The sequence below is a fragment of the Zobellella sp. DQSA1 genome, from assembly GCF_041950555.1.
In the GTDB taxonomy this organism is placed as follows: domain Bacteria; phylum Pseudomonadota; class Gammaproteobacteria; order Enterobacterales; family Aeromonadaceae; genus Oceanimonas.
This window is the reverse complement of sequence record NZ_CP169531.1, coordinates 3,685,964-3,712,500: the sequence shown is the minus strand read 5'-3', so window position 1 is coordinate 3,712,500 and position 26,537 is coordinate 3,685,964. Positions and strand designations below refer to the sequence as shown.

The following is a 26,537-nucleotide window of genomic DNA, read 5'->3' as shown; positions in this document are numbered from 1 at the left end:
CCAGGCGTTGGTAGTCCTGGTGAAAGGGTGTAGGCAGTGTGTTTAGGCAAATCCGGACGCACAATGCTGAGACCTGAGACGAAGTCACCACGGTGACGAAGTCATTGATGCCCTGCTTCCAGGAAAAGCCTCTAAGCTTCAGATGTGTGTGAACCGTACCCCAAACCGACACAGGTGGTCGGGTAGAGAATACCAAGGCGCTTGAGAGAACTCGGGTGAAGGAACTAGGCAAAATAGTACCGTAACTTCGGGAGAAGGTACGCTGGAGCGGGTGAAGTCCTTCGCGGATGGAGCCTGAGCCAGTCGCAGTGACCAGGTGGCTGGGACTGTTTATCAAAAACACAGCACTGTGCAAACTCGCAAGAGGACGTATACGGTGTGACACCTGCCCGGTGCCGGAAGGTTAATTGATGGGGTTAGCCGCAAGGTGAAGCTCTTGATCGAAGCCCCGGTAAACGGCGGCCGTAACTATAACGGTCCTAAGGTAGCGAAATTCCTTGTCGGGTAAGTTCCGACCTGCACGAATGGTGTAACCATGGCCACGCTGTCTCCACCCGAGACTCAGTGAAATTGAATTCGCCGTGAAGATGCGGTGTACCCGCGGCTAGACGGAAAGACCCCGTGAACCTTTACTACAGCTTGGCACTGAACATTGACCCTACATGTGTAGGATAGGTGGGAGGCTGTGAAGCGGTGACGCCAGTTGCCGTGGAGCCGACCTTGAAATACCACCCTTGTATGTTTGATGTTCTAACGTTGCCCCCTTATCGGGGGTGCGGACAGTGCCTGGTGGGTAGTTTGACTGGGGCGGTCTCCTCCCAAAGAGTAACGGAGGAGCACGAAGGTTGGCTAAGTACGGTCGGACATCGTACGGTTAGTGCAATGGCATAAGCCAGCTTAACTGCGAGACGGACAGGTCGAGCAGGTGCGAAAGCAGGTCATAGTGATCCGGTGGTTCTGAATGGAAGGGCCATCGCTCAACGGATAAAAGGTACTCCGGGGATAACAGGCTGATACCGCCCAAGAGTTCATATCGACGGCGGTGTTTGGCACCTCGATGTCGGCTCATCACATCCTGGGGCTGAAGTCGGTCCCAAGGGTATGGCTGTTCGCCATTTAAAGTGGTACGCGAGCTGGGTTCAGAACGTCGTGAGACAGTTCGGTCCCTATCTGCCGTGGGCGTTGGATGATTGAGGGGGGTTGCTCCTAGTACGAGAGGACCGGAGTGAACGAACCGCTGGTGTTCGGGTTGTCATGCCAATGGCACTGCCCGGTAGCTAAGTTCGGAATCGATAACCGCTGAAAGCATCTAAGCGGGAAGCGAGCCCCGAGATGAGTCATCCCAGAGGTCTAGAACCTCCTAAAGGGCCGTTTGAGACTAAGACGTAGATAGGCAGGGTGTGTAAGCGCGGTGACGTGTTGAGCTAACCTGTACTAATGACCCGTGCGGCTTAACCATACAACACCCAAGAAGTGTGAGGCCTTGCAGGTCGAGAACGAATTCATCAGGCAGAGAATTGCTCCTGCATTTTCTGCATTGCCGCCATGCCTGGCGGTGAGCTTTTCCGGATTAAAGTTTATGCCTGGCGGCGATAGCGTTGTGGTCCCACCTGACTCCATGCCGAACTCAGAAGTGAAACGCACCCGCGCCGATGATAGTGTGGCAGCTGCCATGTGAAAGTAGGTCACTGCCAGGCACCCAATTAAAAACCCCGACACCCTGGTGTCGGGGTTTTTGCTTTTCCGGCTCGAACACACTCGAACTTGCAGAACGAGCCCTTCAGCACCTGGTGTGCTTTCCTCCCCGAACCCCTGCCATTACTCGAACAACGTCAATGGCTTAAAGTCTTGTTGAATGTGTGTCCACAGGTAGTTTACGGTATCATGTTTGCCTATTTGGGAATACAGATAACCGGCTACCGGCTTGCTTCCCGTTAGTTCAGCCAGCACATTTGCAGTACACTACCCACTTTGATTTTATAGGTGTCTTCAGAATGTCAGAACAGCATAAGTCGACGACCCACTTTGGCTACAAGACGGTGGGAGCAGATGAAAAAGAACAGATGGTTGCCAGTGTGTTCCACTCTGTGGCCGCTAAGTATGACCTGATGAATGACCTGATGTCCTTTGGTGTTCACCGGTTATGGAAACGATTCACGATTGATTGTTCCGGGGTGCGTAAGGGACAGAAAGTATTGGATCTGGCCGGTGGCACTGGCGATCTCACCGCCAAGTTTTCCCGTATTGTGGGTGACAGTGGCCAGGTTGTACTGGCGGATATCAACGATTCTATGCTTAAGGTCGGTCGGGACAAGCTCCGGAATATGGGGCTCGGCGGCAACATTGCCTATGTGCAGGCGAATGCCGAGCAATTGCCTTTTCCGGACAATCACTTCGACCTGATCACCATCGCATTTGGCTTGCGCAATGTCACCGACAAGGACAAGGCATTGGCGTCCATGCAACGAGTACTGAAGCCCGGTGGTCGTCTGCTGGTGCTGGAGTTTTCCAAACCACAGCACGATATCATGAACAAGTTGTACGACTTCTATTCTTTCAACATCCTGCCGAAGATGGGCGCATTGGTAGCAAAAGACAGCGACAGCTACCAGTATCTGGCAGAATCCATCCGTATGCACCCGGATCAGGAGACCCTGAAGGGCATGATGGAACAGGCCGGCCTTGAGCAGGTGGAGTATTTCAACCTGACCGACGGCATCGTGGCCCTGCATCGCGGGTTCAAGTTTTGATGAAGGATCTGCTGCTTCCCTTGTTGAATGGCGCTCTGGAGACGGTGTTTAATCGTCTTGTCCTGCAGGATAGCGAGCGGTTGAAAAAAATGCAGCCGCTGCAGGGAAAGGTGCTGCAGTTGACGGTGAACGAGGTTGCCAGTGGTTACTTGCTGTTTTCCGAGCTGCAACTGGAGGTCCTGGGACGTTATGAAGGCCAGCCGGACAGCCATCTGAGCCTGTCGCTCAATGCTCTTGGACTGCTGAAGGACAAGGGGCTCCTGATGCAATATATCCGCGACGGGCGCATCGATCTGGAGGGGGATCCTCAACCCTGGCAGGACCTGGCGGCCTTGCTCAAGGAGTCGGCCATCGATGTGGAAGCCCTGCTGGTGCCTTACACCGGAGATATCATGGCTCATCTGTTGTGTCGACACGGGCGGGAGCTGAAGAGCGGTGTCGAACGGCGCCTGGTCGGTGCCCGGGCCCATCTGGCCGACTACCTGCGCGAGGAGGCCAGATGGGCGGTGGGGCCCCTTGAGCTGGCTGACTTCAATGACGAGGTGGTGGAGCTGAACAAGCGCCTAATCCGCCTGCAGGGACGGCTGGCGGCCCTGACCGATAAGGTGACCCACTCATGAAAAAACTGCGGGAGTTGCTCCGACTCTATCAGATTGGAAAAACCCTGTTCGACTATGGCCTGGACGAGCTGATCCCGGCCCGGTTACAGGTATGGCCAGCCCGTTGGGCGCGTAAAAGCCTGTTTTGGCTGAAGAACAGGCATCCGGATCTGTCTCGTGGCAAGCGTATCCGGCTGGCGCTGGAAAGCCTGGGACCTGTTTTCATCAAGTTTGGCCAGATGCTGTCGACCCGGCGGGATCTGCTGCCGCCGGACATCGCCGAGGAGCTCGCGCTGCTGCAGGATCGGGTTCCGCCCTTCGATGGCGCTCTCGCTCGCAAGCAGATCGAAGCCAGCCTGCACAACCCGATCGAAGCCCTGTTCGATGACTTCGATGAAAAACCCCTGGCGTCCGCCTCCATCGCCCAGGTACATACCGCGCGGCTGAAAACCGGACAGGAAATCGTGATCAAGGTGATCCGTCCCAGCATCGAGAAGGTGATCGAGGCGGATGTCAGCCTGATGCACTCTATGGCGACGCTGATCGCCCGGCTGGTGCCGGAGCGCAGCAGCCGGCTGCGCCCGGTTGAGGTGGTGGAGGAGTATCGCAAGACCCTGATCGACGAATTGAACCTGTTGCGGGAAGCGGCCAACGCCATTCAGTTGCGGCGCAACTTTGAGGGCTCCCGTACTCTCTATGTACCGGAGATCTACCCCAGCTATTGCCATGAAAATGTGCTGGTCATGGAGCGGATCTATGGCATCCCGGTGTCCGATATCGAGGCGCTGGAAGCCAACGGTACCAATATGAAGCTGTTGGCGGAGCGGGGGGTGGAGGTGTTTTTTACCCAGGTGTTCCGCGACAGCTTTTTCCATGCGGACATGCACCCGGGTAATATCTTCGTGTCTTACGATCATCCCCACGACCCCCAGTGGATAGGCATCGACTGCGGCATAGTGGGTACCCTGAATCGGGACGATAAGCGTTACCTGGCGGAAAATTTCCTGGCGTTCTTCAATCGGGACTACCGCAAGGTGGCCGAACTGCACGTCGAGTCGGGCTGGGTGCCGGCGGACACCAAAGTGGAAGAATTCGAGTCCGCCATCCGTACCGTGCTGGAACCCATCTTCGAAAAGCCCCTGTCCGAGATTTCCTTCGGTCATGTGCTGCTGAACCTGTTCAATACCGCCCGGCGTTTTAATATGGCGGTGCAGCCGCAACTGGTATTGCTGCAGAAAACCTTGCTTTATGTAGAAGGGGTAGGGCGGCAGTTATATCCGCAGCTGGATTTGTGGAAAACCGCCAAGCCATTTCTTGAAGACTGGATGCAGCAGCAGGTTGGCTACAAGGCGGTGATCAACGCGGTCAGGGAAAAAGCTCCATTCTGGGCCGAGAAGCTGCCCGAGCTGCCGGAGCTGGTATACGACTCCCTGCGCCAGGCCAAGTTGCAGCAGCGACAAATGCAAGGGCTATATGAGCAATTCACCTACCATAACAAGGGACAGGGCCAGGGCCGTTTCCTGCTGGCAATGGGCGCCACCATGCTGCTGGCGAGTACCCTGCTGCTGGGAATGGAGAAAACCCAGTGGGCGATGTCTGGTCTCGTGCTGACTTTGGTTGTATGGTTGCTGGGGTGGCGGCGGATAACTCGCTAGTTTGATCTGGTATCAACTCTTTGTCATCAAGCCCCGATATAATGGTTTTTTATTGTTCACTGTCTATATAGGAAAAGTGTGTTATGGGTGGAATCAGTATTTGGCAATTGCTTATCGTGGTGCTGATTGTGGTACTGCTGTTCGGAACCAAGAAGTTGCGCGGCTTGGGCTCCGATTTGGGCTCTGCCGTGAAAGGCTTTAAAAAAGCCATGAGTGATGAAGAGCAAGAGAAGAAAGACGCCGACTTTGAACAGCAGAAACTGGCCGACAAGAAAGAGCAGGGCGAGTCGCTGAACCAGCAGGAACAGGATAAAACCAAAGATAAAGATCGGGTGTAATCATGTTCGATATCGGTTTCTGGGAGCTGATCGTCATTTCCGTGGTGGGGCTGCTGGTATTGGGGCCGGAGCGATTGCCCGTGGCCATCAGAACCGTATCCCGGCTGTTCAAGACGGTACGTGATACCGCCAATGCGGTTAAAACCGAGCTGGCCCAGGAGCTGAAAATGGAAGAGCTGCACCGGGATCTGAAAAAGGCCGAGCAGCTCGGCATGAAGGATCTGAGCCCCGAGCTCAAACAATCCATCGACCAACTGAAAGAGGCGGCGGCCTCGGTCAATCGGCCTTACGAGAAAAAGCCCGAGTCACAAGCCGCCTCCGATGATGCCACCTCCCCGAAAGAGCCTCAGGATAAATCCTAAATGAGTCAAACGCAGCAGCCACTGATCAGCCACCTGGTGGAGCTGAGGAATCGCCTACTTCGTGCCTTTGCCGCCATTTTGCTGGTGTTCCTGGCCCTGGTTTATTTTGCCAACGATATCTACACCATACTGGCGGAGCCGCTACTGAAGCAGCTGCCGGAAGGGGCCAGCATGATCGCCACCGGTGTGGCGACGCCTTTCCTAACGCCACTGAAACTGACCCTGATAGTGTCCTTCTTCGCGGCCATTCCCTATGTGCTGTACCAGGTATGGGCCTTTATCGCTCCGGGCTTGTACAAGCACGAAAAGCGACTGATCGCGCCTTTGGTGTTTTCCAGCGCCCTGCTGTTCTATGCCGGTGCTGCTTTCGCCTACTTCGTGGTGTTTCCTCTTGCTTTCGGCTTCTTCACCAGGATGGCCCCGGAAGGGGTGACCATAGCGACCGACATCGCCAGCTACCTGGATTTTGTGCTTGGCCTCTTTATCGCCTTCGGTATCGCCTTCGAGATCCCCATCGCTACCATACTGCTGTGCTGGACCGGGGTGACCACGCCTAAGGAACTGTCCGGCAAGCGACCCTATGTGATCGTGGTGGTCTTTATCGTCGGTATGCTGTTGACACCGCCGGATGTGATCTCCCAGACTCTGCTGGCCATTCCGATGTGGCTGTTGTTTGAGGTCGGGGTTTTCTTTGCCCGTTTCTACGTGCGGGATCAGGAGCGTGACGAAGAGGAACGGGACGGCAGCTCATGATCGACATCGGGGTCAACCTCACCAGCAGCCAGTTCGACAAGGACAGAGAGCGGGTGGTGCAACGGGCCAGGGCGGCGGGCTTGTCGGCCATGATTCTGACGGGTACCAGCCTGGCGGAAAGCCGGGCCGTGGCCGACCATGCCGCTTCCGCCCCCGGTTTTTGTTATGCCACCGCCGGTGTTCATCCTCATGAGGCGCGTCACTTCGATGAGCACAGCCTGGATGAGTTGCGCCGGTTGGCGGCGCGACCTCAGGTCGTGGCCATCGGCGAGTGTGGTCTCGACTACAACCGGGATTTCTCGCCCCGGCCACAACAGGATGTCGTCTTTGAGTCCCAGCTGGCCCTGGCCGCCGAACTGCAGCTACCGGTGTTTATGCACTGCCGGGACGCCCATCCACGTTTTATCGAGATCCTGGCTCCCTGGCGCGACCGCCTGCCGGCCGCGGTGCTGCACTGTTTTACCGGCTCCGAGCAGGAGCTGCGCGATTGCCTGGCGCTGGATCTGCACATCGGCATCACCGGCTGGATCTGCGACGAGCGTCGAGGCCAGGAACTGCAGCGGTTGGTGAGCATGATTCCGGCCGACCGACTGATGGTGGAGACCGACAGTCCCTACCTGATCCCGCGGGATTTGTTGCCCAAGCCCGCATCCCGGCGTAACGAGCCCGCCTACTTACCCCACATCGTCCGGCGCATCGCCGAATGTCGGGGTGAGCATCCCGACGCCCTGGTCGCCACCGTCACGGCGACCAGCCGCGCCTTTTTCCGCATTGAGGAGCAGTCATGACCGAACAAGTTTTTGGTGGTTTTCCCAACCGTCGCCTGCGCCGGGTCCGCAAGCACGATTTCAGTCGCCGGCTGGTGCGCGAACATACCCTGACCGTGGACGATCTTATCTACCCGGTATTTGTGCTGCCCGGCTTCCAGCGTCGGGAGGCGGTGCCTTCCATGCCCGGGGTGGAGCGCTTGTCCGTCGATCTGCTACTGGAAGAAGCGGCGGAACTGGTGAGATTGGGTATTCCGTTGATCGCCCTGTTCCCAGTGGTCAATGCCAGCCAGAAATCCCAGCTGGCGGAAGAAGCCTACAACCCCGATGGCCTGGCCCAAGAAGCGGTGCGGGCGCTGAAGGAGGCTTTTCCCGAGCTGGGGGTAATGACCGACGTGGCGCTGGATCCCTTTACCACCCACGGTCAGGACGGCATCATCGACGAGCAGGGCTATGTGCTCAACGACGTGACGACAGAAGTACTGGTCAAGCAGGCCCTGAGCCATGCGGAGGCCGGCGCCGATATAGTGGCGCCTTCCGACATGATGGACGGCCGTATCGGCGCCATCCGCCAGGCGCTGGAAGAAGCCGGTTTCGTCAACACCCAGATCATGGCCTATTCCGCCAAGTACGCCTCCAACTACTACGGTCCCTTCCGCGACGCGGTTGGCTCGGCCGGTAACCTCAAAGGCGGCAACAAGGCCACCTATCAGATGGATCCGGCCAACGGCGATGAAGCCTTGCAGGAAGTGGCGCTGGATATCCAGGAAGGCGCCGATATGGTGATGGTGAAACCGGGCATGCCCTACCTGGATGTGGTACGGCGGGTAAAGGATCAGTTCGGGGTACCCACTTTCGCCTACCAGGTCAGCGGCGAATACGCCATGCATATGGCGGCCATCCAGAACGGCTGGCTGAAGGAGAAGGAAACCATCATGGAATCCCTGCTGTGCTTCAAGCGTGGTGGGGCAGACGGCATCCTGACCTATTTCGCCAAGCGGGTCGCGACCTGGCTGAAGGAAGAGAAGTAAGATCGGGACTGGGGACTGGGGACTGGGGACTGGGGTTGATTACGATCCCTAATCCCTAATCCCGTTCAACAATCTCCAGCGGCCAGCCCTGTTCGGTTTGGCGCTTGGCTTCCTGCTGCAGCTCGCTGGCACGCAGGTGGTGCTGACGGCCCCAGCCGGCGGGCAGGATGAGGGTCAGGCGATGGCCGTCTGCTGCCAGTTGGAATTCGGGCACAGTGCCCCGGGTGCGGCGCAGACAGAGGATGATGGCCAGCCGCAGCAGTCGGGCCAGCAGTATGGCCTGGTCGGTCTCGACAGCACTCTGCTGTGCCAGCGGCTCTGGCTTGAACTGGTCCCGTTGGTTGAGCAGCAGGGCGGCCAGCAGCTGTTTCTGGGCCGAGGTGAAACCGGGCAGATCGATGTGGCTGATGATATAGGCGGCGTGCTCGGGCGCGCGCTTGTACTCGATGCACAGCCCCAGTTCGTAGAGCAGGGCGGCCCAACCCAGCATGGGGGCTGGCAGATCCTGGTCTGACGATACCTGGGCCAGGGCACGCAACGCCGTTTTCCTGACCCGCTCACCCTGAGTACGGTCCAACTGGTAGCGGGCGATCAGGCTGTCGGCGGTTCTTTCCTGGGCGTCACACTCGCGGCGTTGGCCCAGCATACCGTAAACCAGTCCTTCCCGCAGGGCGCCGCCGGCCAGCACCATGGTATCGATGGCCAGGGTATCAAACAGGGCAATAAGAATGGCCAGCCCGGATGGGAAAACCGGCGTTCGTTCCGGCTGCAGCCCGGGGAGTTGCAGGCGATCGACATGGTCGCACGCGATGGTTTGTTGCTGTAATAGCCTGAGCTTGGCCAGCGTGATCTGTTCACTCTCGCCCTGGCTGACCATGATTTCCTGGACGGCCTGGACCGTACCGGAAGCGCCGATACAACCTTGCCAGCCCAGCTTGAGGTAAGTGGCGGCTACCGGCGCCAGGGTCTGCTGGGCGGCGGCAATGGCGCACTCGAAATTCCTGGCGGACAGGTTTCCGCCGGTAAAATAGCGGTTCAGCCAGGTGACGCAGCCCATGTCCAGGCTGTTAAGTAACTGGGGGCTGGTACTTTCGCCGATAATCAGTTCGGTGCTGGCTCCCCCGATATCGATGACCAGCCGGCGGCCGGTGCCGGACGACGTCCAGGCCACCCCTTCATAAATGGTGGCCGCTTCTTCCTCGCCGGAAATAATACGGATGCGATGACCGAGAATAGTCTCGGCCCGCGCCAGGAATCGTTCGATATTGGTGGCCAGCCGCAGGGTGGCGGTGCCGACGATGCGGATATGCTCTGCCGGTACATCCTGCAGTTGCTCGGCAAATAGCTGCAGACAGTCCCAGCCCCGTTGCATGGCATCGGCATCCAGGCTGCCGTCCGGCCGCAAGCCGGCCGCCAGGCGCACCTTGCGTTTGACCTTGGCCAGGGTGCGACAGGCCCCTGCGACCTCGTGAACCACCAGCATATGGAAGCTGTTGGAGCCGAGGTCGATGGCTGCATACAGAGCCGGGTTTTTCACCTTGGCTCAGCTCCGGGCACCCTGAGGGCGCCGGCGTCGGTTATTCCCGCCGGGGCGGCGAGGACCGCCGCTGCCCTGGCCTTGCCGGTCACGCATGGTGCGGTTGGCTCCGGCCCTGTGATGATGAATGCGCTTGGGCGCAGTTACATCGTCGAGCAGGGCTTCCCGGTCGTACTTGCTGACCGGGATTTCGTGCTCGATGTAGGCTTCCACCGCCGGCAGGTTGAACACGTATTCTTCACAAGCGAAGCTGATGGAATGACCACTGGCCCCGGCACGACCGGTCCGGCCGATACGGTGTACATAGTCTTCCGCGTCGTCGGGCAGGTCGTAGTTGAACACATGGGTGACGTCGGGAATGTGCAGGCCCCGGGCCGCCACGTCGGTGGCGACCAGTATATCCAGCACCCCGCCGGTGAATTCTTCCAGTATCTTCAGCCGCTTCTTCTGGGGGACGTCGCCGGTGAGCAGCCCGACCCGGTGACCATCGGCTTTCAGCCAGGCATAGACTTCTTCACAGCTGTGTTTGGTGTTGGCGAACACGATGGCCTTGTCGGGCCATTCTTCCTCCATCAGGCTCAGTAGCAGCAGCATCTTGTCTTCCTGGGCCGGATAGAACAGCTCTTCCTGAATGTGGATGCCGGTTTTGCGCTCCGGTTCGATCTGGACGTGTTCGGGGCTGTTCATGTGTTCGTAGGCCAGTTCCTGTACTCGCAGCGACAGGGTGGCGGAGAACAGCATGTTCTGGCGCTGGTCGGCACTGGGCATACGACGGAACAGATAACGGATATCCTTGATAAAGCCCAGATCGAACATGCGATCCGCCTCGTCCAGCACCACCACCTGGATGGCGCCCAGATCGATCACCCGTTGCTTGAGGAAGTCGATGATGCGGCCGGTGGTGCCGATCAGCACGTCGACGCCGGCTTCCAGTACCTGTACCTGCTTTTCGTAGCCGTCGCCGCCGTAGGCCAGACCCAGCTTGAGACCGGTACTGTCGCTCAGGGTATCGGCATCATTAAAGATTTGTACCGCCAGTTCTCGAGTCGGTGCCATGATGATGGCCCGGGGCTGATTCAACTGGCGCGTTTCGGGGGGCGGGGTCGTCAGCAGGTGGTCGAAGGTGGCGGCGAGAAAGGCGATGGTCTTGCCGGTGCCGGTCTGGGCTTGTCCCGCGATGTCCTTGCCAGAAGTCAAATGGGGTAACGACAACGCCTGGATCGGCGTGCAGTTGTGAAATCCTTTTGCTTCCAGTCCGGCCAGTACCTGTGGTTGCAGGCCCAACTGGGCAAATTTTACGTCTGTTAAGTGTGTTTTGCTCATAGCGTTCAGAATATCAGGTTAGGCTTGCAATAATAAACAGGATCATTTGAAATAGGGCAACTAAATTGCCCCGACGTTTTGTGTCGAGGGGCCAAACAACTGACTGGAGTTGGAGATGAGTGACAAAATTGTTCAGCTGACCGATGCCAGCTTCGATGCTGATGTGATCAAGGCCGATGGCCCGGTTCTGGTCGATTTCTGGGCTGAATGGTGTGGTCCCTGCAAGATGATCGCCCCTATCCTGGACGAGGTGGCCGGTGAATACGAAGGTAGGGTCACCGTGGCCAAGCTGAATATTGACCAAAACGCAGATACTCCGCCCAAGTTCGGTATTCGTGGCATTCCCACCCTGCTGCTGTTCAAAAACGGCGAAGTGGCGGCAACCAAAGTAGGTGCGCTGTCCAAGACTCAGTTGAAAGAGTTCCTGGACGCCAACCTGTAATGGTAATCCAAGGGGTGCGCAAGGCGCCCCTTTTGGTTTTTTGCTAGACGCTTCTTCTTTTTGGTGCTAGTTTATTGGTCGTTTGCTAGCCTATTTTGTGCCCTAGGGCTCTCCGTATTCAAGCATCAATCCAGCAGACCTTTTCTGACTATTTAACATCCTGGTTGATAGAAACTCACCACTATGAATCTTACTGAACTCAAGAATACCCCTGTATCTGAGCTGATAAAGCTTGGGGAAACCATGGGCCTGGAAAACCTCGCCCGTCTGCGCAAGCAAGACATCATCTTTGCTATCCTCAAAGCCCATGCCAAAAGTGGTGAAGATATCTTCGGCGATGGCGTGCTGGAAATCCTGCAGGACGGCTTCGGCTTCCTGCGCAGCGCCGACTCCTCTTACCTGGCCGGACCCGATGATATCTATGTTTCGCCCAGCCAGATCCGCCGTTTCAACCTGCGCACCGGTGATACCATCTCCGGCAAGATCCGACCGCCGAAAGAAGGCGAGCGCTATTTTGCCCTGTTGAAGATCAACGAAGTCAACTATGACAAGCCGGAAAACGCGCGTAACAAGATCCTGTTCGAAAACCTGACGCCGCTGCATGCCAACGAGCGCATGAAGATGGAACGGGGCAACGGTTCTACCGAAGACATTACCGCCCGGGTGCTGGATTTGGCGTCGCCCATCGGTAAGGGACAACGGGGCCTGATCGTGGCGCCCCCCAAAGCCGGTAAGACCATGCTGCTGCAGAACATCGCCCAAAGCATCACTTACAACCATCCCGAATGTACCCTGATCGTGCTGTTGATCGACGAGCGTCCGGAAGAAGTGACCGAGATGCAGCGGATGGTGAAGGGCGAAGTCATCGCCTCGACCTTCGACGAGCCGGCGGCCCGTCACGTACAGGTGGCCGACATGGTGATCGAAAAGGCCAAGCGCCTGGTCGAACACAAGAAGGATGTGGTGATCCTGCTCGACTCCATCACCCGTCTGGCGCGGGCCTACAACACAGTGGTACCGTCTTCCGGCAAGGTCTTGACCGGTGGTGTGGACGCCAATGCCCTGCATCGACCCAAGCGCTTCTTCGGCGCCGCCCGTAATGTAGAGGAAGGCGGCAGCCTGACCATCATCGCCACCGCCCTGGTGGAAACCGGCTCCAAGATGGATGACGTCATCTACGAAGAGTTCAAGGGCACCGGCAACATGGAATTGCACCTGTCCCGCAAGATCGCCGAGAAGCGGGTCTATCCGGCCATCGACATCACTCGTTCCGGCACCCGCCGGGAAGAGCTGCTCACCACCCCGGAAGAGCTGCAGAAGATGTGGATTCTGCGCAAGATCGTGCACCCCATGGGCGAGATCGACGGTATCGAATTCCTCATCGACAAACTGGCGATGACCAAGACCAACGACGAGTTTTTCGAAGCCATGAAACGGCAGCAGAAATAACTTTCGTTCTCCTAAAAAAAACCGCGGTCCGACCGCGGTTTTTTTGTTGGCGATACAAGCCCGTCTTAACCGGGTATAATCCCCGCAGCCACTCGATACACTCGGAACAAACCTATGAAATATAAGGACTTGCGAGATTTTATCGCGCAACTCGAAGCCCAGGGGGAACTCAAGCGGATTCGTCATGAGATCGACCCCTATCTGGAAATGACCGAGATCTGCGACCGTACCCTCAAGGCGGGGGGGCCGGCGTTGCTGTTCGAGAATCCCAAGGGGTTCGATATGCCGGTGCTGGGCAACCTGTTCGGGACACCCAAGCGAGTGGCTATGGGCATGGGCCAGCAGGATGTGGCTGCGCTGCGCGACGTGGGCCGTTGGCTGTCCTACCTCAAGGAGCCGGAGCCGCCCAAGGGGCTGAAGGAGCTGATGGAAAAGCTGCCTATCTTCAAGCAGGTACTGAACATGCCGGTCAAGCGACTGAAAAGCGCTCCCTGTCAGGAACTGATCCAGGAAGGCGACCAGGTCGACCTGACCCGGCTGCCCATCCAGCACTGCTGGCCCGGCGATGCCGCCCCCCTTATCACCTGGGGCCTGACCATCACCCGCGGTCCCTACAAGAAGCGGCAGAACCTGGGCATCTATCGCCAGCAACTGCTGGGCCGAAACAAGGTAATCATGCGCTGGCTCAGCCATCGTGGCGGTGCGCTGGATTTCCGTGAGTGGCAGGAGGCCAACCCGGGCCAGCCCTATCCGGTGGCGGTGGCCCTGGGGGCCGACCCGGCCACCATTCTCGGCGCCGTGACCCCGGTGCCGGACACCTTGTCCGAATACGCCTTCGCCGGCCTGCTGCGGGGCGGCCGCACCGAGGTGGTGAAATGTGTCGGCAGCGATTTGGAAGTGCCCGCCAGCGCCGAAATCGTGCTGGAAGGCCATATCTATCCGGACGAGACGGCGCCGGAAGGCCCCTACGGCGATCATACCGGTTATTACAACGAGATCGACGAGTTCCCGGTGTTCACGGTGGAGCGCATCACCCGCCGGCGGGACGCCATCTACCATTCCACCTATACCGGCCGCCCGCCCGATGAACCGGCGGTACTGGGCGTGGCACTGAACGAGGTGTTCGTGCCCATACTGCAGAAGCAGTTTCCCGAGATAGTGGACTTCTATCTTCCGCCGGAAGGTTGCTCCTACCGCATGGCGGTGGTGACCATGAAAAAACGCTACCCCGGTCATGCCAAACGTGTCATGCTGGGCGTTTGGTCGTTTTTACGACAATTCATGTATACCAAGTTCGTTATCGTGTGTGACGACGACATCGATGCCAGAGACTGGAAAGACGTGATCTGGGCCATTACGACCCGAATGGACCCGGCACGGGATACCACATTGATCGAGCACACTCCCATCGACTATCTGGACTTCGCCTCTCCGGTCTCCGGCCTGGGCTCCAAGATGGGCCTGGACGCTACCAACAAGTGGCCGGGCGAAACCGACCGGGAATGGGGCCAGCCCATCGTGATGACGGACGAAGTAAAACAAAGGGTCGATACGCTATGGGATCAACTCGGGATCCTGGATGCGAGTGCCGAACAGAGTAAGACCAAAGGATAGTCATGCAGAAAGTAACATGTAGTGTAGAAGCCCTGGAAGAAATGGCCGACACCCTCTGGTATGTGCGGCTCAAGCCCGTGCAGGCCGTGGATTTTCAACCCGGCCAGTATCTGTTGGTGGTGATGGCGGACGATGATAAACGTCCCTTTTCCATCGCCAACATGCCCAATGAGGAAGGCACCCTGGAGCTGCATATCGGGGCTTCCCCGGACAACAGCTATGCCATGCAGGTATTGACGCGGATGCAGGAGCTGGGCCAGATCGAAGTGCAGCTGCCGGCCGGCAAGGCCTACCTGCGTGCGGAATCCCGTCATCCGGTTATCCTGATGGCCGGTGGCACCGGCTTTGCCTATACCCGCTCCATCCTGCAGAGGATGTTGGCCGAGGGATTGCACAAGCCGGTGTTCCTGTACTGGGGGGTGCGTTTTGAGGATCACCTCTATGCCGACGAGGAAATGAAGACCTGGGCCGCGGAGCACAAGGAACTGACCTATGTGCCGGTGGTACAGAATACCGGCGATCATTGGCAGGGCCGTACCGGCCTGGTACACGAAGCCATCATGGACGACTTTCCCAGCCTGACCGGTTACGACATCTATGTGGCGGGTCGTTTCGAGATGGCCGGGGTGGCGCGGGAAGCCTTCAAGGAAAAAGGGGTGGAAGCCGAGCGGTTGTTCGGGGACGCCTACGAGTTTATCTGAGCCTACGACCGGGAAACGCCTTCCCGGTCAGTTTGTTGATAAAGTCGCTTGTCATAGCTGGAGAGGCCGGCCCAAGGGCCGACTCCGCCGACACGCTCAAGTACATCCATGTATCGCTCGGCACATGCCATCCCTGGCATGTGCCGGTCGGCGGAGCCGTTCCCTTTGTCCGCCAGTTTTGGCTCAGAAGCAGTCTGTCCGAGGGCTTGTCAGCCGTTTAATAAATCGATGAAGCGCCAGCCTTGTGGTGAACTCTGCTCAGATATCGCCGTCCTGGCGCTCCACCAACTGACGCTCCAACTGAGCCAGCTTGGCTTCCATTTCATTGAGCTTTTCCCGGGTGCGCAGCAGCACCTTGGTCTGCACGTCGAACTCTTCCCGGGTTACCATGTCCAGCTTGCCCAGCTGTGCCTGCAGCACGGTGCGGATGCGTTTTTCTGCTTCTTCGCCCATGTTCTTCAGTCCGGCAGGCAGGTTGCTTTGGATCTGTTTGGCGATCTCTTCCAGTTTTTTCGGGTCCAGCATGGTCGGTCTCCTTAATAGATTGACTCCATTGTAACTCCATTTTCCCGGCAATAGGCAAGGTAATACGGGGTTGGGGCGACCCCCGCCCTGCTTATTGACCCTGCTGCAGGGCAATCTGGCGGAACGCCTGGATCAGGGGGTCATCCAGCCGTTTTTTCAGCAGGCAGACGCCGACCTCGAAGGGTTTTAAATCCGGGGACACGTGTAGCCGCTGGATTTTGTCGGCCATGGGGCTGTGATCGATGACCGCCGTGGGCACCAGGGCGATGCCGCAGCCCAGGGCGACCATGCCGACGATGGCTTCGTTGCCGGCCACTTCCGCATAAATATGCGGGCTGATGCCCTTGTTGCGAAACCATTGATTGGTTCTTTTGCGTGCCACGCCCTGCTCCGGCAGTATCACCGGTATCCTGCTCCAGTCGGCCTGTTTCTGCTGCAACAGTTCGGTTGCCGGACAGGGGATGCGCGGAGCGATAAATACCAGGGGCACCGTCTGCAGCTTGATAAAGTCGAGCTTGGCGGGCAAGGCATCGGGGCGGGCACCGATGGACAGATCGGATTCGTCCTGCAGCACCTTGTCGATGGCCAGGGCCGGATCCCCGGTTTCCAGCCGCAGTTCCAGTTGGGGGTAGCGGGTACGAAAGCGCGCCAGGATATCGGGCAGCAGGAAATAGCTGGCGGTGACCGAGCAGAACAGCCGCAGCCGGCCCTGCAACGGGCTCCCGCTTTGTTTCAGTTGTTCCCTGATGCCCTGCCAGTCGGCCAGCCAGTGGTCTGCGAACCGCTGCAGGCGCAATCCGGCCGGGGTGAGGGTGACGCTGCGGTTGTCCCGGTCCAGCAGCTCGCAGCCCAGTTCCTGCTCCAGCCGCTGTATCGCCCGGCTCAGGGTGGAGGGGCTGACCGCCATGGCATCGGCGGTGCGGCCAAAGTGCAGACTCTGGCTGAGGTGTACGAACAACTCCAGATTGCGGATATCCATCACATTGCACCAAATGAAATACTCTGTTTCGAATATATCATTTCAAGCAATGAAAAGCCTGGGGTATAGTGCTTGGGTCGTCACCGCCGGGCGGTGCAGGAATTCAAGTATTAAACGGATTAATTGGAGCAAAAGGTCATGGCTAACTATTTCAACACCCTGAATCTGCGTCAGCAGCTCGAGCAACTGGGCAAGTGCCGCTTTATGAACCGCGCCGAGTTTGCCGACGGCTGCAACTACCTGAAAGGCAAGAAGGTAGTGATCGTCGGTTGTGGCGCCCAGGGCCTGAACCAGGGTCTGAATATGCGCGATTCCGGCCTGGACGTGTCCTACGCCCTGCGGGCCGAAGCCATTGCCGAAAAGCGCAAGTCTTTCCAGCAGGCCACCGAAAACGGCTTCAAAGTGGGCACCTATGAAGAGCTGATCCCCACCGCCGATCTGGTGATGAACCTGACCCCGGACAAGCAGCATACCTCCGCCGTCAACGCCGTCATGCCGCTGATGAAAGAGGGCGCCGCCCTCGGCTACTCCCACGGGTTCAACATCGTGGAAGAAGGCATGCAGATCCGCAAGGACATCACCGTGGTGATGGTGGCGCCCAAGTGCCCCGGTACCGAAGTGCGTGAAGAGTACAAGCGCGGTTTCGGCGTACCTACCCTGATCGCCGTTCACCCGGAGAACGATCCCCAGGGTGAAGGCCTGGCCATCGCCAAGGCCTGGGCTTCAGCCACCGGTGGCGACCGTGCCGGCGTACTCGAGTCTTCCTTCGTGGCCGAAGTGAAATCCGACCTGATGGGCGAGCAGACCATTCTGTGCGGCATGCTGCAGGCCGGCGCCATCGTCTGCCACGAGAAGATGGTGGCCGAGGGCATCGACGCCGGTTACGCCGGCAAGCTGATCCAGTTCGGCTGGGAAACCATCACCGAAGCCCTGAAGCAGGGTGGCATCACCAACATGATGGATCGCCTGTCCAACCCGGCGAAGATCAAGGCCTTCGATCTGGCCGACGAGCTGAAAGAGCTGATGCGCCCGCTGTTCAACAAGCATATGGACGACATCATCGAAGGCCATTTCTCCGCCGGCATGATGGCCGACTGGGCCAAGGACGATCACGACCTGCTGACCTGGCGTGAAGAAACCGCCGGTACCAGCTTCGAGCAGTATCCGGTCACCGACGTGGTGATCGCCGAGCAGGAGTACTTTGACAACGGCATCCTGCTGGTGGCCATGGTCAAGGCCGGCGTCGAGCTGGCGTTCGAAGCCATGACCGCCTCCGGCATCATCGACGAGTCCGCCTACTATGAGTCGCTGCACGAACTGCCGTTGATCGCCAATACCGTGGCGCGCAAGCGTCTGTACGAGATGAACGTGGTGATCTCCGACACCGCCGAATACGGCAACTACCTGTTCGCCAACGCCGCGGTACCGCTGCTGCGCGAGAAGTTCATGCCTAAGGTAGGCACCGACGTTATCGGCAAGACCATCGTGGTGGAGTCCAACTCCGTCGATAACCGTCGCCTGATCGAGGTCAACGAAGCCATTCGTAACCACCCGGTCGAGAGCATCGGCAAGACCCTGCGTTCTTACATGACCGACATGAAGAACATCGCCGTCGGCGGCTGAACCGGATAATAAACAGAGCGATAATAACGGGAGGCTTCGGCCTCCTTTTTTTATGGCCGGGATGGGGGACTGGGGATGGAACAGGCTCCAGTCCCCAGCCCCGGTGAGTTTGATATAATGCCCGCTCAATCAAAGGGAGCAGAAGATGAGTTTTGACGAGCGTTTTGGTGGTATCGCCCGGCTGTACGGGGCCGAGGTCTTGGCCCGTTTTGCGGCGGCCCGGGTATGCGTGATCGGCATCGGCGGCGTGGGATCCTGGGCAGCGGAGGCACTGGCGCGCTCCGGGATCGGCGCCATCACCCTGATCGACATGGACGATATCTGTATTACCAATACCAACCGTCAGATCCATGCCCTGTCCAACCGGATCGGGGCCGAGAAGACCGCGGCCATGGCCGAGCGGATCGCCCTGATCAACCCGGATTGCGACGTGAGGGTGGTAGACGACTTTATCGGCCCGGACAATCTGGAACAACACCTGCTGGCAGGATTCGACTATGTGCTGGACGCCATCGACTCGGTCAAGGCCAAGGCGGCGCTGATTGCCTTCTGCAAGCGGCACAGGATCCCGGTGATCACCGCCGGCGGCGCCGGTGGCCAGATCGATCCCGGCCAGATCCAGCTGGCCGATCTCAGCAGGACCATCCAGGATCCCCTGGCCGCCAAGGTGCGTGGCGACCTGCGTCGGTTTTACCATTTCAGCAAGAATCCCAAGCGCAAGTTCGGGGTGGACTGCGTCTTCTCCACCGAGCAGCCCCGTTACCCCGACGGGGCCGGCGGTATCTGCCGCAGCAAGCAACAGTCGGACGGCACCATGAAGATGGACTGCGCCTCCGGTTTCGGCGCCGTCACCCATATCACCGCCACCTTCGGCTTCTTTATGGTCGGCCGGGTGCTGGCCAAACTGGCTGCTCCGGCTGACGGCTAGAAGCCTGACTTTTAGTCACAAGTCCGGCTGTCTGACTTGACGCAAAGAAGAGACAACAGGGCCACCTCTGCCGACACGTTGTGAATACCTCCCTGTACGCTCGCACCTGCCATCCCTGGCAGGTGACGGTATCGCTGTTGCCTCTTTTCAACCCCGGCGCTGTCTGAAGGGGGAGCCAGCAGGCGGCTGCGGGGCGAGAGAGGACAAAGGGGGCAGCGAAGCCGGCCCACCGCGCCAGGGAGGGGTTCACGGCGTGCCGGAGGAGCTGTGCGCTTTGGCCGATATTCTGTCTGATCAACAGTCAACAAAGACTTGTGACCAAGAGCCAGGCCGGAAGCAAGAAGCCGTCCGAGTTACCAGATTCAACCAACGCCGCGGGCTGCTTCCAGTTTCCCGCTTTCAGCTTTCGGCTTTGGCTTTAATCGCGTCTACCACGGCCCGCAGGCCATTGCTCCGGGACGGGCTCAGGTGGGGCAGCAGTTGCAGTTCCTCGAAGTAGGCCTCCATGTCGAAGGCGGTTATCTCGGCGGCGGTCTTGTTGTTCAGCGCCGCCAGCACCACCGCCATCAGGCCCTTGACGATGCGGGCGTCCGAGTCGCAGTGCAGCTGCCAGCGCCCCTGCGTGTCCTGGCCGGCCTGCAGCCAGGCCTGGCTTTCGCAGCCGTGGATGGCGTTGGCCTCGGTTCTGGCTTCCGGCGGCAGCGGCGGTAGCTGTTTGGCCAGCAAAATCAGTTGCTTGTAGCGAGCCTCCCAGCCGTGGACGGCGGCGAAGCGGGTGCGGAGGTCCTGGTCGGTAATGGTGGTGCCGAAGGGGTGGTTTATCACAGCAGCTCCCGGGCTTTGTCGATGCCGGCCAGCAGGGCGGCGATATCGTCTGAAGTGTTATAAAAGGCGAGGGAGGCGCGCACCGTGCCCTGGGGCAGGGCCAGCGCCTGCATCAGCGGCATGGCGCAGTGATGGCCGGTGCGTACCGCTATGCCCTGCATGTCGAGCAGGGTGGCCAGATCCTGGGGATGTACATCGTCCATCACGAAGGAGACGGCGCCGGCCCGGGGCCGGCCGATCACCCGGATATCGGCCATGGCGCCCAGCCCGTCCACCAGTTGGTGCAGCAGCGCATCTTCGTGGCGCATCAGGGCGGTTCGGTCCAGCGCCTGCAGGTAATCCACCGCCGCCCCCAGGGCGATGGCGCCGGCGATATTGGGGGTGCCCGCCTCGAACTTGAAGGGTGGCTCGTTGAAGGTGCTGCCCTCGAAACTCACCGTTTTTATCATCTCGCCGCCGGTCTGCCAGGGCGGCATCCGCTCCAGCCATTCCATCCGGCCGTAGAGTACGCCGATGCCGGTAGGCGCGAACATCTTATGGCCGGAAAAGGCGTAGAAGTCGCAGTCCAGTGTCTGCACGTCCACCGGGAAATGGCCCACCGCCTGGGCGCCGTCCACCAGGGTAACGGCGCCCACAGCCTTGGCCAGACGGATGAGCTCCGCCACCGGATTGACCTGGCCGAGGGCGTTGGACACATGGCCGATGGCCAGCAGCCGGGTGCGCTCGTTGACCAGCGCCCGGGCGGCATCCAGGTCCAGCTCGGCTGTGTCGGTAAGCGGTATCACCCTGAGCACGGCGCCGGTGGCGGCCGCCGCTTGCTGCCAGGGCACGATATTGGCGTGGTGTTCCAGGGTGGAGAGCAGGATCTCGTCCCCGGGCTGGAGGAAGTGCCGGCCGACGCTGAAGGCCACCAGGTTGATGGCTTCGGTGGTGCCCCGGGTCCAGATGATCTCCTTGGCCGAGGGGGCGTGGATAAAGCGAGCCACCTTTTCCCGTGCCTGCTCGAAGGCGCGGGTGGCCTGGCCGCTCAGGGCGTGGGAGGCGCGGTGCACGTTGGCGTTGGTGTCCCGGTAGTAATGATTGAGGGCATCCAGTACCGGCTGCGGCTTCTGGGTAGTGGCGGCGTTGTCCAGGTACACCAGCGGATGGCCGTTGACGATTTGAGCCAGGGTGGGGAAGTCGCGTCTGAGAGCCTTGATGTCGGTCGCCATAATACTGCGGGTTAAGGGAAAACTGACGGGATCATGGGCCAAAGTCGGGCTCATGACAAGGCACCCTTCACCCGGAGGGTGTCTGCCGTTAAAATAGCCGGCCTTGTTCAGCCCCGCGGAGCTTTGATGAAACTCAACCCAGCCCAAGATGACGCCGTGCGTTACATTGCCGGGCCCTGCCTGGTGCTGGCCGGCGCCGGCAGTGGCAAGACCCGGGTGATCACCAACAAGATCGCCTATCTGGTGCGCCAGTGCGACTACAAGGCCCGGCATATCGCGGCCGTTACCTTTACCAACAAGGCGGCGCGGGAGATGAAGGAGCGAGTGGCCCAGACCCTGGGCAAGCACGAGGCCCGGGGGCTGATGGTCTCCACCTTCCATACCCTGGGGCTGGAGATCATCCGCCGCGAGCACAAGACCCTGGGACTGAAGGCCGGTTTTTCGTTATTCGACGACCAGGATCAGCTGGCGCTGATCCGGGAGCTGACCGAGCAGGAACTGGATAACGACAAGGAAAAAATCGCCCGTCTGCTGTCCAGCATCTCCAACTGGAAGAACGACCTGGTGCTGCCGGCACGGGCGGCCCGGCAGGCCGCCGATCCGGAAACGGTGCTGTTCGCCCAGTGCTACGAGCGCTACCAGCGGCAGATGAAGGCCTACAATGCGCTGGATTTCGACGATCTGATCCTGATGCCGACCCTGCTGCTCAAGACCAACGCCGAGGTGCGCGCTCACTGGCAGAACAAAATTCGTTACCTGCTGGTGGACGAATACCAGGACACCAACACCAGCCAGTACGAACTGGTCAAGCTGATCGCCGGCGAGCGGGCCCGTTTCACCGTGGTGGGGGACGACGATCAATCCATCTATTCCTGGCGCGGGGCCCGGCCCCAGAATCTGGTGCTGCTGAAAGAGGACTATCCCAGCCTCAAGGTGATCAAGCTGGAGCAGAACTACCGCTCCCGGGGGCGCATCCTGCAGTGCGCCAACATCCTGATTGCCAACAACCCCCATGTGTTCGATAAGCGGCTGTTCTCTGAAATGGAATACGAGGCGCCGGTGCGGGTGCTGTTCGCCAAGCACGAAGAGCACGAGGCGGAGCGGGTGGTGGCCGAGATCATGGGCCACAAGTTTATGAATGGCAGCAAGTTCGGCGACTATGCCATCCTCTACCGGGGCAACCACCAGTCCCGGCTGCTGGAAAAGGCGCTGATGACCAACCGTATTCCCTACAAGATCAGCGGCGGCACCTCCTTCTTCTCTCGCGCCGAGATCAAGGACATCATGGCCTACCTGCGGCTGCTGGTGAACCCGGACGACGACAACGCCTTCCTGCGGGTGGTGAACACGCCGCGGCGGGAAATCGGGCCAACCACCCTCGAAAAGCTGGGAACCTACGCTAATCAGCGGGGAAAAAGCCTGTTTTCGGCCAGCTTCGAACTGGGTTTGGAGCAGCACCTCGCCGGTCGGGGGCTGGTGGCGGTGCGGGCCTTCAGCGACTGGCTGGTGCGCCGGGGTGACGAAGCGGCGCGCGGCAACGCGGTGGAGGCGGTGCGCGATATGATCAAGGACATCCACTATGAAGAGTGGCTGTACGAAAGCTCTCCCAGCCCGCGGGCGGCGGAGATGCGCATGCAGAACGTGTCCACCCTGTTCAAGTGGGTCAGCCAGATGCTGGAGGGCTCGGATCTGGACGACGCCATGACCCTGCCCCAGGTGGTCACCCGCCTGACCCTGCGCGACATGATGGAGCGGGGCGAAGAGGAGGACGACGGCGAGCAGGTGCAACTGATGACGCTGCATGCCTCCAAGGGGCTGGAGTTTCCCTTCGTGTTTATGGTGGGCATGGAGGAAGGACTGTTACCGCACCAGAGCAGCATCGACGAGGACAATATCGAGGAAGAGCGGCGCCTGGCCTATGTCGGTATCACCCGGGCCCAGCAGGCGCTTACCTTCACCCTGTGCCGGGAGCGGCGCCAGTTCGGCGAAATGATACGGCCCGAGCCGAGCCGCTTCCTGCTCGAGCTGCCCCAGCAGGATCTGGACTGGGAACACAACCGCAAGCCGCCGAGCGAAGGAGAGCGGATGGAGAAAGGCCAGGCCGGGGTGGCCAGCCTGAGGGCCATGTTCGACAGGAAATAGCCAATAAAAAAGCCGCATCGCTGCGGCTTTTTTGTTGGCTGCGGTGCCTCAGAGGGCTTCCAGCATATAGTCGAGGGCGAGCTCCAGTTCTTCGTCGCTACAGTTGCCACAGGCACCACGGGCCGGCATCACGACGTTGAAGCCTTCCATCACATGGGTCAGCAGGGTATCGCGGCCCTGGGCAACGCGAGGTGCCCAGGCGTCGGCATCACCCCTGATGGGGGCGCCGGCGGCACCGGTGCCGTGGCAGGCGGCGCAGGCGGCGCTATAAACGGCCTCGCCACTGCGCGGGCCGGCGGGCTCGCTGCTGCTGGCTGCGGCGGTGTCCACAATTCCTTCCAGATCGGCGGCGGTATAGACGCTGCCCACCGGCTTGGTGCGTTCGGCAATGGCTTCCGGCGACATATCATTGGCGGCGTAGGCCAGACCACTCAGCGAGGCAGCGGCAACGCCGGCAAGCAACAGGTTTCTTAACAGGCTCACCTTTTTATTCTCCCAGTTGGCTTATTTGTTTCCGTTAAATTCCGTTAAACCCGCGGAGTATACCCCAAGTACCGCGGTCATTAAACGGTCTGGCCAAAAGAGTGATGGCGTGAAAAGGCGGTGCGCCGATCCGTCGGGAAGGGCATTTAGCCGACGCCGCAACGGGATCCTTTATGTTATTATCAATATTCTCTTGATCTGAAAATGGCTGCGAACATCACGGAGCACCCGACAACAATGAACGACAACAACACGCAGAACATCAGCCCGGACGGCACCCAGGTCATGGATCAGATCGATCGCATCGTTACCCTGTGGCGGCGGGCCCGCCCCGACCTGGCATTCGAGAGTACCGAGGTGATCGGCCGGGTGGTTCGGCTGGAGTATTTTATCACCCGCCGGGTGTTGCAGGATTTGGCCCGCTATGAGTTGAACGTGGGGGAGTTTGATGTCCTGGCGGCATTGCGACGCCATCCGCCCTATTTCCAGCTTTCTCCGAACCAGCTGCAATCCATGGTGCTGATTTCTTCCGGGGCCCTGACCAACCGTATCAACCGACTCGAAAGCCGGGGACTGGTCACCCGGGCCCAGGCGGATCACGACCGCCGGGGCGTGATCGTCACCCTGACCGATGAAGGCTTCAGGGTGGTGGAAGATGCGGTGAAATATCACCTGGCCGCCGAGGCCGAGCTGGCCTCGGCCCTGTCGGCAGAGGAACAGCAGCAATTCGCCGCCCTGCTGAAGAAAATACTGCTGGCGGTGGAGGACTGAGGTCCACTTCATCTTTTTGACCTGCGGCTGGCGATGACCCATGGATGACATCGCCATTTCCGGATTTCCTGCTGATAATTAATCAAGGTCGGTACTGGGGCTATGCGTTTGCACCAGGACAGGTCCGGGATAATAACAAATTATACAGACAGGCTGAGTGGCATCGTACCGCCCAAGGAGGTCATCGAATGAAGTTATATTACAAGCCGGGCGCCAGCTCGCTTGCTCCCCATATCGTCTTGTCCTGGCTGGGCTTGCCTTTTGAGCTGGAACTGGCCGATACCCGGGATCCGGAGTTTCTCAAGATTAACTATATGGCGGCGGTTCCGGTGTTGTTCACTGAGGATCTGGGACCCTTGTACCAGAACAGCGCCATTCTGCGCTATCTGTCGCGTCTGCCCGAGGGTGAGCACCTGGGGCCGGGTACGGATCCGGTACTGCAATACCAGTGCGACTACTGGCTGAGTTTCCTCAATACCGACGTCTACAGTGCCTTTACGCCCTACTTCGCGCCGCAAAAGTGTACCACGGATCGCAGTTTCGCCGCCCACGACGCCATCAAGGCTGCCGTACCCGAACGGGTTGGCCGCTTTTTGCAACGGATGGACAACCACCTGGCCAGCCGCACCTGGTATATGGACGAACACAAGAGCATAGTGGACGCCTGCGCTTTTCCCTTTGCCTACTGGGCGACGCTGGTGTTGCCCGAGGGGCTCAGACCCTATCCCCATCTTGCACGACACTTCCAGGACATGAAGGAAGATCCTGGCGTACGCAAGGCGCTCGACGAGGAAGGTCTTAAACTCTAATGCCGGGCTACGATTAACCCGGTTCCTATCACGGTGGCCAGGGCGCCCAACCAGGCGCCATTGGCCGGCCGGCGCTTCATAATCAGCCACAGCAGGGGCAGTACCAATACCGGACTGACCGAACTCAGCATGGCCACCATGCCTACTTCGCCGTAACGCAGGGCCAGCAGTATCAGGGTCATGCCCACTCCCATCGCCAGGAATGCATTGAGTGCCACCATGCCGAACACCGGCCAGTTGATGGTGCGCAGCGGTTTGGCCACCGTCAGGCCGCACCAGAGCAGGGCCAAATGTGCAAGGAAGGCGGTGCTCATGCGTATCGCCGAGGCGGAGACCGGATCTATCTCGCCCATCATTACCGGCTTGACCATCAGGGTGGCCACCGACTGGCACAGGGCCGACAACAGCCCCAGGCCGATACCGGGCCAGGGGCTGCCGTTGTCCTGTTCCCAGGCGTGGGTTTCGTTGCCGCGCTTGCCGAAGAAGATGGCGGACATGACCCCACCCACCAGCAGCAGGCAGCCGAGCAGGGTCAGGCCGGTGATGGTTTCGCCGAATACCAGATAACCGAGCAGGGCCGAAAACAGGGCATGGGTGGCGAACAGTACCCCGGCCCTGCGGGGCCCAAGTCGGTTCATGGCGGCAAAGAGTGCGGTATCGCCGATAAAAATCCCGATCAGCCCGGAAATGGCCATAATCCCCAAGCTGTGGGGGCTCAGGCTGGACCAGCCGCCGCTGACCAGGGCCACCGACCACAGCATCAGGCTGACGCAGAACATCCGCCAGCGGGAAAAGGCGAAGGCGCCCAGGTGACGGGCGGCATTGGCAGAAAGCAGACTGGCCACGGCCCAGCAGGCGGCGGCCGCCAGGGCAAGAAAATCGTAGGAAAAAGGCATGTTCAGACAGAAGATCGCGAGAAA

24 protein-coding genes, 2 rRNA genes and 1 pseudogene (1 of these 27 cut by a window edge) are annotated in these 26,537 nt (G+C 59.4%); 19 read left to right on the top strand and 8 right to left on the bottom strand.

Annotated features, from left to right (window positions below; all coding sequences use genetic code 11):
• The 10 genes and pseudogenes from ACEVBK_RS17670 to hemB form a co-directional block, all read left to right on the top strand.
• Positions 1-1,459, top strand: a 23S ribosomal RNA gene (locus ACEVBK_RS17670); it begins 1,431 nt to the left of the window's first position.
• Positions 1,460-1,582: 123 nt separating this feature from the next.
• Positions 1,583-1,697: ribosomal RNA gene (rrf, locus tag ACEVBK_RS17665) — 5S ribosomal RNA — on the top strand.
• A 297-nt stretch (positions 1,698-1,994) separates the two neighbouring features.
• A complete protein-coding gene (ubiE, locus tag ACEVBK_RS17660; RefSeq protein ID WP_375056208.1) occupies positions 1,995-2,750 on the top strand; it encodes a bifunctional demethylmenaquinone methyltransferase/2-methoxy-6-polyprenyl-1,4-benzoquinol methylase UbiE in 756 nt (251 codons plus the stop codon).
• Positions 2,750-3,370 carry an SCP2 domain-containing protein gene (locus ACEVBK_RS17655; protein ID WP_375056207.1) on the top strand — a complete coding sequence of 207 codons (621 nt, stop codon included), beginning with the start codon at positions 2,750-2,752 and terminating at the stop codon, positions 3,368-3,370. Before ubiE ends, ACEVBK_RS17655 begins: the two co-directional genes overlap by 1 nt.
• Entirely contained in the window at positions 3,367-5,004 is a 1,638-nt protein-coding gene (ubiB, locus tag ACEVBK_RS17650) for a ubiquinone biosynthesis regulatory protein kinase UbiB (protein ID WP_375056206.1), read from the top strand. The genes ACEVBK_RS17655 and ubiB overlap by 4 nt, the downstream gene beginning before the upstream one ends.
• Before the next feature lie 83 nt (positions 5,005-5,087).
• Complete coding sequence (tatA, locus tag ACEVBK_RS17645; protein ID WP_375056205.1) at positions 5,088-5,342, top strand: Sec-independent protein translocase subunit TatA; 255 nt, start codon at positions 5,088-5,090, stop codon at positions 5,340-5,342.
• 2 nt (positions 5,343-5,344) lie between these two features.
• Positions 5,345-5,689: pseudogene (gene tatB / locus ACEVBK_RS17640) on the top strand (Sec-independent protein translocase protein TatB); the annotation flags it as partial.
• A 15-nt stretch (positions 5,690-5,704) separates the two neighbouring features.
• Positions 5,705-6,457 (top strand): twin-arginine translocase subunit TatC, encoded by a 753-nt coding sequence (tatC, locus tag ACEVBK_RS17635; protein WP_375056204.1) that lies wholly within the window; start codon positions 5,705-5,707, stop codon positions 6,455-6,457.
• Positions 6,454-7,245: a 3'-5' ssDNA/RNA exonuclease TatD gene (tatD, locus tag ACEVBK_RS17630; RefSeq protein WP_375056203.1), complete on the top strand. Its 792-nt coding sequence runs from the start codon at positions 6,454-6,456 to the stop codon at positions 7,243-7,245. Before tatC ends, tatD begins: the two co-directional genes overlap by 4 nt.
• Positions 7,242-8,255 carry a porphobilinogen synthase gene (hemB, locus tag ACEVBK_RS17625; protein ID WP_375056202.1) on the top strand — a complete coding sequence of 338 codons (1,014 nt, stop codon included), beginning with the start codon at positions 7,242-7,244 and terminating at the stop codon, positions 8,253-8,255. Before tatD ends, hemB begins: the two co-directional genes overlap by 4 nt.
• A gap of 55 nt (positions 8,256-8,310) precedes the next feature.
• On the opposite strand, the gene gppA is transcribed toward hemB, so the two are convergent.
• Positions 8,311-9,792, bottom strand: coding sequence for a guanosine-5'-triphosphate,3'-diphosphate diphosphatase (gene gppA, locus ACEVBK_RS17620; protein WP_375056201.1), 1,482 nt, complete (start codon positions 9,790-9,792; stop codon positions 8,311-8,313).
• 6 nt (positions 9,793-9,798) lie between these two features.
• Positions 9,799-11,115: an ATP-dependent RNA helicase RhlB gene (gene rhlB, locus ACEVBK_RS17615; protein ID WP_375056200.1), complete on the bottom strand. Its 1,317-nt coding sequence runs from the start codon at positions 11,113-11,115 to the stop codon at positions 9,799-9,801.
• Positions 11,116-11,230: 115 nt separating this feature from the next.
• Between rhlB and trxA the strand changes: the two genes are divergently transcribed.
• The 4 genes from trxA (at position 11,231) to fre (ending at position 15,321) form a co-directional block, all read left to right on the top strand.
• Entirely contained in the window at positions 11,231-11,557 is a 327-nt protein-coding gene (gene trxA, locus ACEVBK_RS17610) for a thioredoxin TrxA (protein WP_375056199.1), read from the top strand.
• 183 nt (positions 11,558-11,740) lie between these two features.
• Positions 11,741-13,006: a transcription termination factor Rho gene (gene rho, locus ACEVBK_RS17605; RefSeq protein WP_202084302.1), complete on the top strand. Its 1,266-nt coding sequence runs from the start codon at positions 11,741-11,743 to the stop codon at positions 13,004-13,006.
• A 114-nt stretch (positions 13,007-13,120) separates the two neighbouring features.
• Complete coding sequence (gene ubiD, locus ACEVBK_RS17600; RefSeq protein WP_375056198.1) at positions 13,121-14,620, top strand: 4-hydroxy-3-polyprenylbenzoate decarboxylase; 1,500 nt, start codon at positions 13,121-13,123, stop codon at positions 14,618-14,620.
• A 2-nt stretch (positions 14,621-14,622) separates the two neighbouring features.
• Positions 14,623-15,321: an NAD(P)H-flavin reductase gene (gene fre / locus ACEVBK_RS17595; protein ID WP_375056197.1), complete on the top strand. Its 699-nt coding sequence runs from the start codon at positions 14,623-14,625 to the stop codon at positions 15,319-15,321.
• A gap of 258 nt (positions 15,322-15,579) precedes the next feature.
• On the opposite strand, the gene ACEVBK_RS17590 is transcribed toward fre, so the two are convergent.
• A complete protein-coding gene (locus ACEVBK_RS17590) occupies positions 15,580-15,846 on the bottom strand; it encodes an accessory factor UbiK family protein (RefSeq protein ID WP_375056196.1) in 267 nt (88 codons plus the stop codon).
• 91 nt (positions 15,847-15,937) lie between these two features.
• The gene (gene ilvY / locus ACEVBK_RS17585; protein ID WP_375056195.1) at positions 15,938-16,825 is read right to left on the bottom strand and encodes an HTH-type transcriptional activator IlvY; all 888 of its coding nucleotides are present in this window, start codon (positions 16,823-16,825) and stop codon (positions 15,938-15,940) included.
• 138 nt (positions 16,826-16,963) lie between these two features.
• Here ilvY and ilvC point away from each other — a divergent pair, with 138 nt between their 5' ends.
• The gene (gene ilvC, locus ACEVBK_RS17580; protein ID WP_375056194.1) at positions 16,964-18,448 is read left to right on the top strand and encodes a ketol-acid reductoisomerase; all 1,485 of its coding nucleotides are present in this window, start codon (positions 16,964-16,966) and stop codon (positions 18,446-18,448) included.
• A 145-nt stretch (positions 18,449-18,593) separates the two neighbouring features.
• On the top strand, positions 18,594-19,376 hold the full coding sequence (gene tcdA / locus ACEVBK_RS17575; protein WP_375056193.1) for a tRNA cyclic N6-threonylcarbamoyladenosine(37) synthase TcdA: 783 nt from the start codon (positions 18,594-18,596) through the stop codon (positions 19,374-19,376).
• 399 nt (positions 19,377-19,775) lie between these two features.
• Here the strand turns inward: tcdA and csdE are convergent, their stop codons facing one another.
• Both csdE and ACEVBK_RS17565 read right to left on the bottom strand, forming a co-directional pair.
• The gene (gene csdE, locus ACEVBK_RS17570) at positions 19,776-20,198 is read right to left on the bottom strand and encodes a cysteine desulfurase sulfur acceptor subunit CsdE (RefSeq protein ID WP_375058598.1); all 423 of its coding nucleotides are present in this window, start codon (positions 20,196-20,198) and stop codon (positions 19,776-19,778) included.
• Positions 20,198-21,412 (bottom strand): aminotransferase class V-fold PLP-dependent enzyme, encoded by a 1,215-nt coding sequence (locus ACEVBK_RS17565; RefSeq protein WP_375058597.1) that lies wholly within the window; start codon positions 21,410-21,412, stop codon positions 20,198-20,200. Before ACEVBK_RS17565 ends, csdE begins: the two co-directional genes overlap by 1 nt.
• A gap of 126 nt (positions 21,413-21,538) precedes the next feature.
• Here ACEVBK_RS17565 and rep point away from each other — a divergent pair, with 126 nt between their 5' ends.
• Positions 21,539-23,554, top strand: a complete 2,016-nt coding sequence (rep, locus tag ACEVBK_RS17560) for a DNA helicase Rep (protein ID WP_375056192.1) — start codon at positions 21,539-21,541, stop codon at positions 23,552-23,554.
• 48 nt (positions 23,555-23,602) lie between these two features.
• On the opposite strand, the gene ACEVBK_RS17555 is transcribed toward rep, so the two are convergent.
• On the bottom strand, positions 23,603-24,037 hold the full coding sequence (locus tag ACEVBK_RS17555; protein WP_375056191.1) for a c-type cytochrome: 435 nt from the start codon (positions 24,035-24,037) through the stop codon (positions 23,603-23,605).
• 237 nt (positions 24,038-24,274) lie between these two features.
• On the opposite strand from ACEVBK_RS17555, the gene ACEVBK_RS17550 reads away from it, so the two are divergent.
• Positions 24,275-24,808, top strand: a complete 534-nt coding sequence (locus ACEVBK_RS17550) for a MarR family winged helix-turn-helix transcriptional regulator (RefSeq protein ID WP_375056190.1) — start codon at positions 24,275-24,277, stop codon at positions 24,806-24,808.
• Between the two features lie 188 nt (positions 24,809-24,996).
• A complete protein-coding gene (locus tag ACEVBK_RS17545; RefSeq protein WP_375056189.1) occupies positions 24,997-25,617 on the top strand; it encodes a glutathione S-transferase family protein in 621 nt (206 codons plus the stop codon).
• Here the strand turns inward: ACEVBK_RS17545 and ACEVBK_RS17540 are convergent.
• Positions 25,614-26,513 carry a DMT family transporter gene (locus tag ACEVBK_RS17540; RefSeq protein ID WP_375058596.1) on the bottom strand — a complete coding sequence of 300 codons (900 nt, stop codon included), beginning with the start codon at positions 26,511-26,513 and terminating at the stop codon, positions 25,614-25,616. The genes ACEVBK_RS17545 and ACEVBK_RS17540 overlap by 4 nt on opposite strands.
• Between the last annotated feature and the right edge of the window lie 24 nt (positions 26,514-26,537).